The 14,273-nt window shown below is 65.0% G+C and carries 12 protein-coding genes and 1 pseudogene; 9 read left to right on the top strand and 4 right to left on the bottom strand.

Annotated elements, in window-relative coordinates; translation table 11 throughout:
* Positions 1-148 precede the first annotated feature (148 nt).
* Entirely contained in the window at positions 149-709 is a 561-nt protein-coding gene (locus IOC82_RS17035; protein ID WP_290547389.1) for a GNAT family N-acetyltransferase, read from the top strand.
* Positions 710-792: 83 nt separating this feature from the next.
* Here IOC82_RS17035 and IOC82_RS17040 read toward each other — a convergent pair whose 3' ends face one another.
* Positions 793-1,962: an alpha/beta fold hydrolase gene (locus IOC82_RS17040; RefSeq protein WP_290547390.1), complete on the bottom strand. Its 1,170-nt coding sequence runs from the start codon at positions 1,960-1,962 to the stop codon at positions 793-795.
* Between the two features lie 138 nt (positions 1,963-2,100).
* Here IOC82_RS17040 and IOC82_RS17045 point away from each other — a divergent pair, with 138 nt between their 5' ends.
* The 3 genes from IOC82_RS17045 (at position 2,101) to IOC82_RS17055 (ending at position 5,280) form a co-directional block, all read left to right on the top strand.
* Positions 2,101-3,030 carry a dimethylarginine dimethylaminohydrolase family protein gene (locus tag IOC82_RS17045; RefSeq protein WP_290547391.1) on the top strand — a complete coding sequence of 310 codons (930 nt, stop codon included), beginning with the start codon at positions 2,101-2,103 and terminating at the stop codon, positions 3,028-3,030.
* A 490-nt stretch (positions 3,031-3,520) separates the two neighbouring features.
* Entirely contained in the window at positions 3,521-4,645 is a 1,125-nt protein-coding gene (locus IOC82_RS17050; protein WP_290547392.1) for a TIGR03862 family flavoprotein, read from the top strand.
* Between the two features lie 38 nt (positions 4,646-4,683).
* Positions 4,684-5,280 carry a ferric reductase-like transmembrane domain-containing protein gene (locus tag IOC82_RS17055; RefSeq protein WP_290547393.1) on the top strand — a complete coding sequence of 199 codons (597 nt, stop codon included), beginning with the start codon at positions 4,684-4,686 and terminating at the stop codon, positions 5,278-5,280.
* Here the strand turns inward: IOC82_RS17055 and IOC82_RS17060 are convergent, their stop codons facing one another.
* Complete coding sequence (locus IOC82_RS17060) at positions 5,281-6,897, bottom strand: GMC family oxidoreductase N-terminal domain-containing protein (protein WP_290547394.1); 1,617 nt, start codon at positions 6,895-6,897, stop codon at positions 5,281-5,283.
* A gap of 148 nt (positions 6,898-7,045) precedes the next feature.
* Between IOC82_RS17060 and IOC82_RS17065 the strand changes: the two genes are divergently transcribed.
* The 3 genes from IOC82_RS17065 to IOC82_RS17075 all read left to right on the top strand — a co-directional run bounded on the left by IOC82_RS17065 (position 7,046) and on the right by IOC82_RS17075 (position 10,733).
* Positions 7,046-8,248 (top strand): mandelate racemase/muconate lactonizing enzyme family protein, encoded by a 1,203-nt coding sequence (locus IOC82_RS17065; RefSeq protein WP_290547395.1) that lies wholly within the window; start codon positions 7,046-7,048, stop codon positions 8,246-8,248.
* A 4-nt stretch (positions 8,249-8,252) separates the two neighbouring features.
* Positions 8,253-9,152 carry an NAD(P)-dependent oxidoreductase gene (locus tag IOC82_RS17070; RefSeq protein WP_290547396.1) on the top strand — a complete coding sequence of 300 codons (900 nt, stop codon included), beginning with the start codon at positions 8,253-8,255 and terminating at the stop codon, positions 9,150-9,152.
* 153 nt (positions 9,153-9,305) lie between these two features.
* Positions 9,306-10,733, top strand: coding sequence for a hypothetical protein (locus IOC82_RS17075; RefSeq protein ID WP_290547397.1), 1,428 nt, complete (start codon positions 9,306-9,308; stop codon positions 10,731-10,733).
* Positions 10,734-10,940: 207 nt separating this feature from the next.
* On the opposite strand, the gene aqpZ is transcribed toward IOC82_RS17075, so the two are convergent.
* A complete protein-coding gene (gene aqpZ / locus IOC82_RS17080) occupies positions 10,941-11,621 on the bottom strand; it encodes an aquaporin Z (RefSeq protein WP_290547398.1) in 681 nt (226 codons plus the stop codon).
* Positions 11,622-11,876: 255 nt separating this feature from the next.
* Between aqpZ and IOC82_RS17085 the strand changes: the two genes are divergently transcribed.
* Positions 11,877-13,424, top strand: coding sequence for a DEAD/DEAH box helicase (locus IOC82_RS17085; RefSeq protein ID WP_290547399.1), 1,548 nt, complete (start codon positions 11,877-11,879; stop codon positions 13,422-13,424).
* 273 nt (positions 13,425-13,697) lie between these two features.
* Complete coding sequence (locus tag IOC82_RS17090; RefSeq protein ID WP_290547400.1) at positions 13,698-14,036, top strand: hypothetical protein; 339 nt, start codon at positions 13,698-13,700, stop codon at positions 14,034-14,036.
* Between the two features lie 92 nt (positions 14,037-14,128).
* On the opposite strand, the pseudogene IOC82_RS17095 reads toward IOC82_RS17090, so the two are convergent.
* A pseudogene (locus IOC82_RS17095) lies at positions 14,129-14,273 on the bottom strand (IS256 family transposase); the annotation flags it as partial.

Genomic DNA, 14,273 nt, shown 5'->3' on the forward strand with positions numbered 1-14,273 from the left:
GCTAACGTCTCATCCTTCCATTATCGGGCGATTATGTCGCCATTTTGGAACGTCCGGCCGATAAAGCCTCCGCAGGGCCGGCGGCGCTGCGCAGCCTGCCGCAATAGTGTCATGGTTTCGTGAATTTGTGATGCGGAGGAGACAGTGCATGACAACGATCGCCACGCTTCCCGCCGTCGAAACGCAATCCCTGTTGGTCCGCGAGATCGAATTGGGCGATGCGCCGGCGTTCTGCAACTTCATGACGCAGGACGCCTATCAGCGCCACATCGCGATGCGGCTCGCCTCCGAGCAGGAGGTACGCGCCTTCGTCACCCGCTGCGTGGCCCGCCAGGGCGGCGACCGGCGCAACTGCTTTCACCTCGCCGCCGAGGAAAAGCTCTCGGGCGAGGCGATCGGCGACGGTTTTCTGATCCTTCAGCATCCCCGCACGGTGGAGATCGGCTGGGGCCTGCACCCCGCCATGTGGGGCATGGGGCTCGGCACCGAGATCGGGCAGGCGCTGCTCGGTCTCGCCTTCGAGCGGCTCAGGGCCAACAGCGTGTGGTGCAAGGTGATGGACGGCAATGCGGCCTCCTCCAAGCTGGCGCAACGCATCGGGCTGCGCCACCTGAAAACCCATCCGCATTACCCCGCCAACCCGGGCCGGCGCTGCCGGGTGGACTTCTACGCCATGGACGAGAGCGACTACTTCAACCTCGCCTATTAAAGCATCGGGCTGTCACACGACGCAGGGATGTGTTACGGGCAACGTCTTCTGCCGCCGAAGCGGGAGAGGACGCCGGATAAAACTCAGCGGCAATTGCCCCGCGCCGGCTGGCCCGCAAGGCGCTGGGCGAGCCAGCTCACCGCCTGCACGCGGCCTGCCTCCATCGCGCCCGAATGGCCCTTGCCCTTCAGCATCACATACTGGACGTTGGCCCCCGCCTGGCACGCGCCGCGCACGAACAGCGTCGTCACTTCGGGCTTCACGATATCGTCGGCGCCCCCCTGGATGATCAGCGCCGGCGCGCGGTTGTTCAGTGCATAGAGTGAGTTCTGCACCATCAGGCCGTTCCACGGCTGCACGCGCGATGGGTCGGCCTTGAGAAACTGCTTGTCGAGGCCCTTCTGTGCTGCCGCGGCATCGATCTGGCTGCCGAGGTCGTCGACGCAGTTCCTGCTCACCTCGTCGATCAGCTGCTGCGACACACCGTCGAGCAGGCCCGTCAGCGGCGCGCCGTATTTCGCGTTCCACGAGGCAAGCGTGAAGGAGGCAAGGATGCGCCCGGCGATCGAGTTAAGATTGGCTTTGAGCAGCGTCGCCAGGTCGGTGGGGGGGGCTATTGCGGCAACGCCCTTGAGGTTCAGCTCCGGCGCATATTGTGCCGCCAGCTGCGCAGCGAACAGCACGGCATGCCCGCCTTGCGAAAAGCCCCACAGGCCGAAATCATTGCCGCCGCCCACCTCCGGAATCTGCTTTGCGGCCCGGATGGAATCGATCACCGCATAGGCCTGGCCCTTGCCGACAAGATAGCCGATCGGCCCCGGTGTGCCGAGGCCCGGATAGTCGGTGGCCGCCACTACCAGCCCATGCGCCACCAAGTCGTTCAAGCCGCCGATGGCCTTGGTCGGCGTGGCCCGCAGCGACGGCGCGCATTTCCACGCCACCCCCGTCGTCGGGTGCGCCCAGGCGATGAACTTGCGCGCCGCCGGATTGGCCGGCGCATTGCCTGGCAGCACCACGATGCCGGTGGACAGGATGGGGCGCAGTTTATAGTCGCGCGTCACGTATTTGATGCGCCACGCCGTGGCGCGGTAATTGCGGGCAAGCCCGATCTGCTCATAGCTCAGCAGCGTGCCGGGTTTCTGCTGGGCGGCGGGAATGCCGTTCGGGCCGGAGGACGCGGGCCGCGCATCGGCGGCGGCGGCGAACCCGAGAGAGAAGGTCAGCAAGACAAAAAGGGCGGCAATGCGTTTCACGTGCAGTCTCCATGCGAACCTCCGCTTGTGCTGCGCTGGTCCACGAGTCATCATATACCGGTCACCACCGGTTGGCGCCCCGTGCCGTGCGGTCAACCGGCGCCAACGTCGAATTTTGCCGGGAAAAGAGAGGAAACTATGACAAACGTGCCGCTCCGTGCCCGCCGCGAGGACGGCGGAACCCCGAAGATGACGGGCCGCTTCCAGATCAAGTCGGAAACAGGCGTGCTGAAGGACGTGCTGCTGGGCCCCGCCGAAAGCTTCCGCTGGATGGGGCTGGAGAATGCCGCTTGGTCGTCCCTCGTGCGTGACACCCTGCGCAAGGGTTACAAGTTCGACAAGCAGGTGGCCATGCGCCAGCACCGCGAGATGGTGGATGCCTATACCCAGGCCGGCGTCACCACCCATTTCCTGCCGCTCGACATGACCAACCCCTACCAGGTCTATGCGCGTGACAGCTCCTTCATGTCGCCCTATGGCGCGGTCGTGTGCCAGCTCGCCAACCCGCGGCGGCGTGGCGAATATGCCGCCGTGTTGCGCTTCTATCTCGAGAACCACATCCCGGTCTACGACATGATCTCGGCGGGCAATTTCGAAGGCGGCGACTTCAACATCATCCGCGAGGGCGCGGCGCTCGTCGGCTACACCGACCACCGCTCCGAGGAAGTGGCGGCTCGGCAGGCCGCTGACTGGTTCGTCAAGGAAGGCTGGGAAATCAAATATGCGCCCATCGACCAGTTCTACGTCCACATCGACCTGATGGTCTGCATGCTGAACGAACACTGCGCCGCCGTCTGCCTCGAAACCACGGAAGACGACGTCATCGCCTGGCTGAAGTCGAAAGAAATCGAAATCATCCCCGCCACTTTCAAGGAGACCATGGCGCTCGGCTGCAACGTCGTCACGCTGGGCGGCGACCGCGTGCTCTCCACCGAAAGCGCCAAAGACCTCAACGCCAAGATGCGCGCCGCGGGCTTTACCGTCTACGACCCGGACATGACCATGTTCCTGCAAGCCGGCGGCGGCGTGCACTGCATGTGCCAACCGTTGAGCAGGGAGGCGGCTTAGGGCCGGACGTCCGTTCCGCTTACCCGCACATCCTTCCACCGCCATCATGGCCGGGCGCGTCCCGGCCATCGTTCTTCCGGCCGCCAAAGAGGATCGCCGGAACAAGCCCGGCGATGATGCGAAAAAAGCGAGCACGCCCATGATGCACACCCACCAGTCCGACATGCCATCCCCCTCCCCAACGCAAGAACCGGCTTTCGCCGGTTCATTGTTCCAAAACACAATTTCTGAGTATGCCATCTTCTACCACATCGAGCGCGCGCTGTCAAGGACTTTTTTCCAATATTAGGAGCGCCTTATCGGCGCCCCAACCCCTCCCCACTTTCCCGTCTCCCCCGGGCTTGACCCGGGCGTCCTTTTCCCATCGCAACAAGAAGGATGCGTGGATCAAGTCCGCGCAAGATGAGAACTCCACCTGTCCGGATGGAATTCTTCTCTTGCATCCCACCCCCATCCTGGCGAAAGCCCGTGCCGAACAAGGAGCGCAGCCGTGGCGGACGTCAAGATCATCGGAGCGGGCCCCGCAGGGCTGATGGCCGCGGAGGTGCTTGCCACCGCAGGCCACCGCGTCACCATCCACGACCACATGCCAGCCCCCGCCCGCAAGTTCCTGCTCGCCGGGCGGGGCGGGCTGAACCTCACCCACTCCGAACCGCTCGGCGCCTTCCTCGATCGCTACGGCGAAGCGAAGGATTTTCTCGAGCCTGCGATCCGCGCCTTCCCGCCCGCGGCGCTCATCGCCTGGGCCAATGGCCTGGGCATCGAGACTTTCACCGGCTCGTCCGGCCGCGTGTTCCCCAGGCAAATGAAAGCCTCGCCCCTGCTGCGCGCCTGGCTGCGCCGCCTCGACTCCCTTGGCGTCGGGCTCATCGCCCGCTCGGAGTGGCCAGGCTTCGATGGAATGCCCACCATCCTCGCCCTCGGCGGCGCCAGCTGGCCGCACCTGGGCTCCGATGCCGCATGGGTTCCGCTGTTCCGGGAGAAGGGCATCACCGTCCACCCTTTCAAGCCGGCGAACAGCCGCTTCCTCGTCCACTGGTCGCCCGTCTTCCGCGAGAAATTCGCCGGCACCCCGGTCAAGAACGTGGCGCTCACCTATGCCGGAAAGCGCGTGCGCGGCGAGCTGATGATCTCGCAGGAAGGGATCGAGGGCGGCGCCATCTATGCCCTCTCCAAGGGCCTGCGCGAGAAGCCCGGCTATCCGCTGATGATCGACTTCCGCCCCGATCTCAGCGAGGAGGTCCTGACCCAACGCCTGCAGAAACCGCGCGGCAAGGACTCGCTGTCGACCCATCTGCGCAAGGTCGCGGGCCTTTCGCCGGTCGCCATCAACCTTCTGCGCGAGACGGGAACTGCGCCGGACGCCACGGGCATCAAGGCCATGCCACTGAAGCTCGAACGCCCGGCAGGCCTCGCCCGCGCCATCTCCTCCGCCGGCGGCGTTGCGCGTGACGAGGTCGACGAACACTTCCAGCTCCGGAAAGTCCCCCTCACCTATTGCGTGGGCGAGATGCTGGACTGGGAAGCCCCCACCGGCGGGTATCTCCTGCAGGCCTGTTTCTCCACCGCCGTCTTCGCCGCGCGCCATCTTGCCAGCACGCTGGAAACGCGCTGAGCTTCCCCCATGAATAGCGATCTCCGCAACAGCAAGCCGTGAGTCTCCCCATCGACTCCCGCTGGCCCTTCCGCCTGCTGCTGGCCTTTCCCGCACTGGCCATGCTGATTCAGTTCGCGGTGCTCGACAGCTGGAGCCGCCTCATCGGCCAGTCGGGCGAATGGGCGATCCGCATGCTGATTCTCACGCTCGCCGTGTCGCCCCTCCGCACCCTGATGAAGCAGCTCCGCATGGGACCCTACTGGCCAGGCTGGCTGCTGAAGCGCCGCCGCGATCTCGGCATGGCCTGCTTCCTCTATGCTTTGCTCCACCTGACGGTCTATCTGCTGCGGCAGTGGAACATCCATGTCGTGCTCTTCGACCTCGGGTCGGCTGCCTACATGCTGGGCTGGTTTGGCTTCGCAACGCTGCTGGCGCTCGCCATCACCAGCAACGATGCGAGCGTCCACCGGCTCGGCCGCTGGTGGAAGCCGCTGCAGCGCACCGTCTATCTCTCGGCCATCGCCGTCTTCCTGCACTGGTACCTGATCCGGCAGAACCACGATGGCCTGTGGCTGCACCTCATCCCGCTCGCCGTGCTGGAGGGATACCGCGTGCTGCACAATTTCGCGCGGCCGGCGGGCGTGAAGCACTGACTACCTTGCATCCCCCAGCATGATTTCCGCCCCGCGCCAGCCCACCATCATGGCGGGTGCGTTGGTGTTGCCGGCGATCAGGTTGGGGAAGACCGAAGCATCGCAGACGCGCAGGCCCTCGACGCCATGCACGCGGAGCCGGGTGTCGACCACCGAGTGACCCGCGTCCGGCCCCATGCGGCAGGTGCAGGAGTGGTGATAGACGGTGCCGCTGCGCTGGCGGAAGTCGTCGATCAGCGCATCGTCAGCCGTCACCGCGGGGCCCGGCCGCAGCTCTTCGGCCATCAAGCCCTTCAGTGGCTCCTGTGCGGCGATCTTGCGGAGGAACTTCACGGCAGCCAGCATCTCCTCGACGTCCGAATTTGTCGAGTAGGCGTTGAAGGAAATCTTCGGATGCACCAGTGGGTCGGGCGACCTGATCATCACTTCGCCCGTGCTGGTCGGGCGGCAGTTGCTCAGTCCCAGGGAAAGCCCGGAGAAGGGATCGGGGCTGAGGATCGGCCGCTCGCCGGCCTTGGGGATCAGCGTCGAGAAGGCCTGCATGTAGAGCTGCATGTTGGGCCTGACCATCTCCGGGTGGGTGCGGAAGAAGCCGCCGCCCTGGTTGATGGACAGCGACAGCGGACCTTTCCGCGTCAGGATATACCGCACGCCCGCCCTGAGCTTGCCCCACCACGGGCGCAGCTCGTCGTTCAGCGTCGGCACGCTCATCCGCCAGGTGTAATTGACGCCGTGATGGTCCTGCATGCGCGCGCCCACGTTGGGATTGTCGCGCACAACCGGAATCCCTAATGACTGCATCAGAGCGCCGGGCCCGATACCGGAGAGCTGGAGGAGCTGCGGCGAATTGATTGCACCACCGGCGAGGATGATCTCGCGCCCCTTGGCATCGAGTTTCATGCCGCGCTGGATATAAGCCACACCCACCGCGCGGTTGCCCTCGAACAGAATCTTCGTCGCCAGTGCGTGAGTCTCGACGAGCAGGTTCTTGCGCTTCATCGCGGGCTTGAGGAAGGCGCGCGCCGCGGAATTGCGGATGCCACCCTTGATGGTGAACTGGTAAAGGCCCACCCCTTCCTGCTCCGAGCCGTTGAAGTCCGGCGTGAACCTGAGACCCGCTTTCCCGGCCGCTTCAAGATAGGGCTTGCACAGCGGGTGCGCCTGGCCGCCCAAATCAGTGATGGTCAGTGGCCCGCCACGCCCGCGAAAGGCCGGGTCGCCCGCGGCATAGTCTTCCATCGCCTTGTAGGCGGCGAGCACCTCGTCCCAGCCCCAGCCGGCATTGCCAGCCGCGCGCCAGTCTTCGTAGTCCTGCCGGTGGCCGCGGATATAGACCATGGCATTGATCGAGGATGAGCCTCCCAGCAATTTGCCCCTCGGATAGAAATCGCTCTGGCCGTTGAGCCCCGGATCGGGCTCGGCTTTGTACATCCAGTTCACCGACTTATCGTAAAAAGTCTTGCCGTAGCCCAGCGGCATCTGCACGTAGAAGCGCCAGTCGGTTCCGCCCGCTTCCAGCAACAGCACGCGGTGCTTGCCGCCGGCGGTGAGCCGGTCAGCCAGCACGCAGCCGGCCGAACCGGCGCCCACGATAATGTAATCGAATATCTCTGCCACGATGCACCGTCTGGTGAGGAATGCCCGCTTTTGCCCCCGTTCGGGCAATCAGAACAAGTGTTTCCGCCTCACAGCCGGTTAGAAATTTTCATCGCCTTGCGGCTTGGCGGCCTGCTAGAACCGCCGCCATTGCGGAAGGGCGCTACCCATGAAAGTCAAGGATCTCAAAACCTTCATCGTCGGCAATCCGCCGCCCTCCTGGGGCGGGCGCTATTTCATCTTCGTCAAGCTCACCACCGGCAATGGCATCACCGGCATCGGCGAATGCTATTGCGACACGTTCGGCCCCAAGGCCATGACAGCAATGATCGAGGACACTTTTTGCCGCTATATCGAAGGCATGGACCCGTTCCATCTCGAATCCATGTGGCGCAAGGTCTATGGCTCGGGCTTCTCGATGCGGCCGGACATTTCGCTGATGGGCGTCCTCTCCGGCCTCGAGATCGCGCTGTGGGACATCAAGGGCAAGGCGCTGGGGAAGCCCGTCTATGAACTCCTTGGCGGCCGCGTGCACGAGAAGCTGCGCTCCTACACCTACATCTATCCCGACCCGGCCAAGGGCCAGGACTCAGGCATCTTCTGGAATGCCGAACAGTCGGCCGAGCGCGCGGCTTTCTATGCCAGCCGCGGCTTCACCGGCATCAAGTTCGATCCCGCCGCCCCATATTCAGCCTTCGACCCGCGCCAGCCCTCGCTCGAGTCGATCGAGCTCTGTGTCAAGTTCTGCAAGCTGATCCGCGAGGCGGTGGGCACCAAGGCGGACCTGCTCTTCGGCACGCATGGCCAGTTCACGGCGTCGGGCGCCATCCGCTTCGCCAAGAAAATCGAGCCCTATGATCCCCTGTGGTTCGAGGAGCCCACACCGCCGGACAAGCCGGAGGAAATGGCCCTCGTCGCGCGTGCCACCTCGATCCCGATTGCCACGGGTGAACGCCTCACCACCAAATACGAATTCGGCCGCGTGCTGGAAAACCGCGCCGCCTCGATCCTGCAGATGGCGCTGGGCCGTGTGGGCGGCCTGATGGAGGCGAAGAAGATCGCCGGCATGGCCGAGACCTTCTATGCCCAGATCGCGCCGCACCTCTATGCCGGCCCCGTCGAGGGTGCAGCCAACGTGCATTACGCAGCCTCGCTTCCCAACTTCCTCATCCTCGAGTCGATCGAGGAATGGGGCGGCTTCCATGCGGAGGTGCTGAAGAAGCCCATCCTCTGGCAGGATGGCTATGTGATCCCGCCCACGGAACCGGGGCTGGGCATCGAGCTCAATGAAGAGGTGTGCGAGGCGCACCCTTACACGGGCACCAACCTCCACCTCGAAATGACCAATCGTCCTTTGCGCAAGGAAGAATAGACAGATGCGTTACGGCTATATCGGACTGGGCAATCTCGGCGGCCACCTGGCGCATTCGCTGGTGAAGAAGGGCTATGACGTCACGGTCTATGACCTCGACCCCAAGCTCGCCGAACGCCACCTCAAGGACGGCGCCAAGTGGGCGGCCTCGCCCGCCGAACTTGCCTCCAAGGTGGACGTGGTCTTCACCTGCCTGCCCTCACCCGCGGTGTCGGAGAAGGTGCTGGCGGAAATGCTCACCACGCTGAAGCCCGGCGCCACCTGGATCGAGAACTCCACCAATGGCCGCGACGAGATGATCCGGCTTGCCGCGATGGCCGAGGCCAAAGGTGTGAAGGTGCTGGAAGCCCCGGTCACGGGTGGCGTTCATCTCGCGGCGCGCGGCGAGATCACCGTTCTGGTGGGCGGCGACAAGGCGCTGTTCGAGGAGTTCCGCCCGGCGCTCGAAACCATCGGCAAGAAAATATTCCATATGGGCCCCATCGGCTCGGCGGCGATCATCAAGGTCATCACCAACATGCTGGCCTTCATCCACCTGGTGGCGGATGCCGAGGCACTGATGCTGGCAAAGCGCGGCGGTCTCGATCTCGCGCAGGCGTGGCACGCCATCACCGCATCCTCGGGCTCGAGCTTCGTGCACGAGACGGAAGGCCAGCTGATCCTCAACGGCAGCTACGACATCGCCTTCACCATGGACCTGGCGCTGAAGGACCTGGGCTTCGCCATGAATTTCGGCAAGGAATTCGGCGTGCCGCTCGACCTTGCCTCCATGACGCAGCAAACCTTCATGAAGGGCAAGGCGGCCTATGGTGGCGCGGCACAATCAACCCAGATCGCCAAGCTGCTGGAAGACGTGCTCAGCACCGACCTCCGCGCGCCAGGCTTCCCGGCGCGGCTGGAGTAGGCTATCGCCGCACGTATCCAAGGGAATCAACTTAGTGAGCGGCAGACCGCTTTACTTTCCCCGCCCTCTCCGATACGCCTCCAGCGCATCGGGCGCGAGGGGAGAAGATATTATTCGCAGCGGTAGGCAAGGGCAGCGCGGCGAGGCGCAGCGATGACGCTGGCGTTCTGGCCCCGCCTTGCGGCGCGCCATAACGGCCCGCGCGCGCTGGGCCTGCTGCTGCTCATCGCAATCGTGCTGTGCCCGCTCCTGCCGTTCTACAATGTTGTCGACTTCGACGTCGCCTTCCTGGCCTGGACGGCGGAGAAATGGCTGCACGGCGCCGTCTATGGGCGCGACATCCTCGAAATCAATCCGCCGCTCTGCATGTTTCTCTATCTGCCGGCGGCCCTTCTGGCGCCAATCACCGGCCTCGAGTGGGGCGTAAGGCTGTCGATGCTGGGGCTGACACTGCTCTCGATCGCTGCGCTGTGGCGCTCGGCAGGCGCGGGGCTGCGGCTGCCGCTCGCCGCGATGCTGCTCGCCTTCGTCAGCCTCGCCTTTCCCAATTTCTTCGCCCAGCGCGAGCAGATCGTCCTGCTGCTCACGGCGCCCTATGTGGCAGGGGCCATGCCCGGGCGGCGCTGGGGCCTTCTCAGCGGCCTGATGGCCGCGGTGGGCTTTCTCATGAAGCCGCACTTCCTGATCCCGCTTGCGCTGATCGTGGCGCTGCGGCGGAGCATCGGGCGCGAGGAGAAGGTGATCCTCGCCGCCGGCATCGCCTATGGCGTCATTTTGCTCGCCTTCTTCCGCCCCTATCTGACGGAGATGATTCCCATGGGCATTGCCCCTTACCGGGCGGTCGGCTTGCCGGTGGAGCAGCTGATTTTGCAGGCTGCCGTCGTGTTGCTGTCAGCCTTGCCGCTGGCAGCCGCCGCCCCGGCAGAGCCCGCCGCGCGGCCATATCTGCTGGCGGCACTGGGCTTCACGGCCGCGGCCGTCCTGCAGGGCAAGGGCTTCTACTACCACTTCCTGCCGGCCTTTGGCTTTCTCTCGCTTTATCTTACGGTCTTGACATTCAACCCGCGGCCGCTGGTGGCGGGTGCAGCGGCGGCCTTCCTCGCGGCCAATGCTTTGCTGATCGGGAGTATGGCGGCGTACTGGTTCGCCCTCGCAGAGGAGCTCGCCCCCACGGAAGTCACGCTGCTGGCGGAACTGAACCGCAGCGACAGCTTTATTTCCTTCGTACCGCAGCCCTACCCGGCCTTTCCGACAGCGATCCACACGCGCGCGCGCTATGTGGGGCTGGCAACCAGCGGGGTGGCCTTTTCCAGTGCGGTGGCGCGCTACGAAACAGGTCTTTCAACCAGCGTCCCGACGGAGGCCGAGCGCCTGACGCTGTGGCAGGCGCTGCGGGAACTGGCGCAGCAGCCGGAGATCGTCATCACGCTCGACACGCCGGTGGCCGTCGAGGGGCGGCCCTTCGACATTCTCGACTGGCTGATGAAGGATGAGGCCTTCCGCGCGGCGTGGTCACATTACCAGGCGGACCGGGTGATCGGCCCCTTCCGCCTTTACCGCCGTGTCGAGGCTGTACCCTGAGGGCGGAGCGTCCGGCGCAGGAAGGCATCGAGCTCAGGTGCGGACCGCGCGCTTGGTTGCAAGCTTTCGACAATGAAAGTTAGAGATTGCAGCGCGGCAAGTGGCTTCACCTGACTTCTTGACGGGTCCCCATGACCTGCCCCGCCTGGCTGTCGGGGCGGACCTGGCGAAAGGACGGCCCCTTTTTCGTCCGTGATCGGAGGAGTTTCAGTCCTCCGTGATCAGCCGGTGGACGATGGCGCCGAGAACGCCGCCCACCAGCGGAGCGATCCAGAACACCCACATCTGCTGCATCGCCCAGGGCTCGGAGAAGAAGGCCACGGCCAGCGATCGGGCCGGGTTCACCGAGGTGTTGGAAACCGGGATCGACACGAGGTGGATCAGTGTCAGGCACAGGCCGATGGCCAGCGGCGCGAAGCCGGCGGGCGCGTTCTTGTGGGTGACGCCGAGGATGACGACGAGGAACATGGCGGTCATCACGATTTCGCAGACGAGGACGGAGGACAGCGCATAGCCGCCCGGCGAATGCTCGCCGAAGCCGTTGGCCGCGAAGCCGCCGGCCACGAAGTCGGCCTTGCCGCTGGCGATCAGGTAGAGCACCGCCGCCGCCACGATTCCGCCAAGCACCTGCGAGGCGATGTAGCCCGGCACGTGGCCCCAAGGCATGCGGCCGGCGGTGGCGAGGCCAACCGACACGGCAGGGTTGAAATGCGCGCCCGAGACATGGCCCACGGCGTAGGCCATGGTGAGCACGGTGAGGCCAAAGGCCAGCGCCACGCCAACGAAGCCAATACCGAGTGCCGGGAAGGCGGCGGCCAGCACGGCCGAGCCGCAGCCGCCGAAAACCAGCCAAAATGTGCCGAAGAATTCGGCGAAGTACTTCTTCATGAGTTCAGTCCCCCGGTTATGACATGTGGCCGCCCCGATGCGAATCGGCCAAGCCGGGCTGGAATAGAACCCGGCGGAAGCGAAGAATGTCGCCCGGAAGGCATTTCCGCAAGCCAAAGGCCTGCCTGAATTGACTTTCCCCACTGGAAACCCTATGTGCGGCGTAATCCGGTGCCCGGGCTCTTTTGGCGCAATTCGCCCGTGGCGCGTTCTTGGACATCAAACCATAGCCGCCAGAACGGTTCTTACCTCCACATGCAGTTTTCCGAGCTCGGACTGAGCCCCAGAACCCTCGAGGCGGTCACCGCCGCGGGTTACACCACCCCCACCCCCATCCAGGCGGAAGCCATCCCCCCAGCCCTCCAGCGCCGTGACGTGATGGGCCTCGCCCAGACGGGCTCCGGCAAGACGGCGGCCTTCGTGCTGCCCATGCTGTCGCTCCTCGAAAAGGGCCGGGCCCGCGCCCGCATGCCGCGCACGCTCATCCTCGAGCCCACCCGGGAGCTCGCCGACCAGGTGCGCGAGGCTTTCGAGACGCTGGGCAAGCTGCACAATCTTTCCGTCGCGCTATTGATCGGCGGCGTGGCCTTCGAGCCGCAGGCCCTGAAGATTGACCGCGGCGCCGACGTCGTCATCGCCACGCCGGGGCGGCTCCTCGATCATTTCGAGCGCGGCAAGCTGCTGCTCACCGGTATCGACATGCTGGTGATCGACGAGGCGGACCGCATGCTCGACATGGGCTTCATTCCGGACATCGAGCGCATCTGCAAGCTCTTGCCCTTCACCCGGCAGACCATGTTCTTCTCCGCCACCATGCCGCCGGAGATCCAGCGCCTCACCACCGCCTTCCTGCACAATCCGGTGCGCGTCGAGGTCTCGCGTCCGTCCTCCACGGCGGAGACCATCACCCAGATGCTGGTCAAGGCCCCGCATGACGCGAAGGCCAAGCGCGAGGCGCTGCGGCAATTGCTCCGTACCCAGACCAATGTCAAGAACGGCATCATCTTCGCCAACCGCAAGACCACCGTGGCGCTGCTCGAGAAGTCGCTTGCCGTCCACGGCTTCAATGTGGGCGCTCTCCATGGCGACATGGATCAGTCGGCCCGCCTCAAGACGCTCCAGGCCTTCCGCAACAACGAGATCACTTATCTGATCGCGTCGGACGTCGCGGCCCGCGGGCTGGACATTCCGGAAGTCTCCCATGTCTTCAACTTCGACGTTCCCACACATGCGGAGGATTACGTCCACCGCATCGGCCGCACGGGGCGCGCGGGGCGCGAGGGCGCGGCCTTCACCATGGTGTCGAAGGAGGACGGCAAGTACCTCAAGGCCATCGAGCAGCTCATCAAGAAGGACATCCCCTATTTCGAATTGAGTGCGGAGGCCGAAGCCGCCATCGAAACCCGCGCCGCCGAGCCTGACCGCCATGCCGCACGCGAAGGCCGCGGCGGCGGACGCCGCGGCCGCGAGCGTGACCGCCGCCCGCGCGAGGTGAAGGACCACGGCGAACGCGCCGCGATGGAACCGGCGAAACGCATCGAACGCCCGGAGAGTGAGGCTGCCCCCGCCCCGCGCCCGTCACGCGCCGAACGCCCCCCGCGCGAGGCGAGGCCCGAGCGGGACGCGCGCCGCGAGTCCGCGCCGAAACCCACCGCCTCCGCCACCACGCCGCGGGCCGACAAGCCCCGCCGTGAGCCGCGCAGTGACCGCCACCCCCAGCGCAACGTCACCGACGCGCCCGACCACCGCGGCTTCACCGAACAGAACATGCCGGCCTTCCTCACGCGCAGCGTGAAGGCCTGATCCTCGTCCTCCCCCGCGCCGCGGCTGTCTGATGCACTCATCTTTCTGTTAATCTCGCTGGGCTTGGCTGATTGACTGTGGTGATATGGTACTGGGGGTTTTGATGGATCTTGCGTTGGTTGATGTTGAGCGCTTTGAGGTTGGCGGGTTTGGGGACCGGCGGCCGCAAAGAAGTGGGCCTGGCGCCATCAGGCTTTGGTGTCATCTCCTGGGTCTTGCATCTTGGCTTTGGCGGGTGGGCAGCGGCGGGGTGCGATTGGGTTTGGGCGGTTCTTGCGCAATCCGCCGGTGACGATTGACGAGTTGAGCGCTGCTGTGGCGGGGCGCGAGGTTCTGGCTATTCAGGACACGAGCGAGATCGTCTTGGGAGTGTCCAAGGCGCGGGCCTGCGGCTTTGGCCCGGTGGGCAAGGGCGAGGGCCTTGGCGGCGTGCTGTCGCATCCTGTTCTTGCGGTTGATGCGCTGAGCGGGGAGATGTTTGGGCTTGCCGTCATCGCCTTATGGAACCGGGGACCGCGCCAGGATCTGCATTATTCGCAGCGCGGTGCGGAAGAGAAGGAATCGGGGCGCTGGCTTTCTGGCATCAGGCGGGCGGGGGAGGTTCTGAGCTAGGCCGCACAGGTGACGGTTGTGTGCGACCGGGAAGCCGACATCTATCAGGATCGGGACTGGTCAGGAATCTTGTGCGCGGGGCCGGTTGACATTTACTGGCCCACGAAGCGTTCGCCGAATAGGACGGCGAACTGGACCCGCGCCTCGTTCCACTCCCGCGGCGCCCGTTTCCAGTCCGCTGCGGCGTGATTGAGAACGAGATAGATCAGGTTCATCGCCGCGTCATCCGTTGGAAAA

The sequence above is a fragment of the Aestuariivirga sp. genome (genome assembly GCF_020252395.1).
Classification (GTDB): domain Bacteria; phylum Pseudomonadota; class Alphaproteobacteria; order Rhizobiales; family Aestuariivirgaceae; genus Aestuariivirga.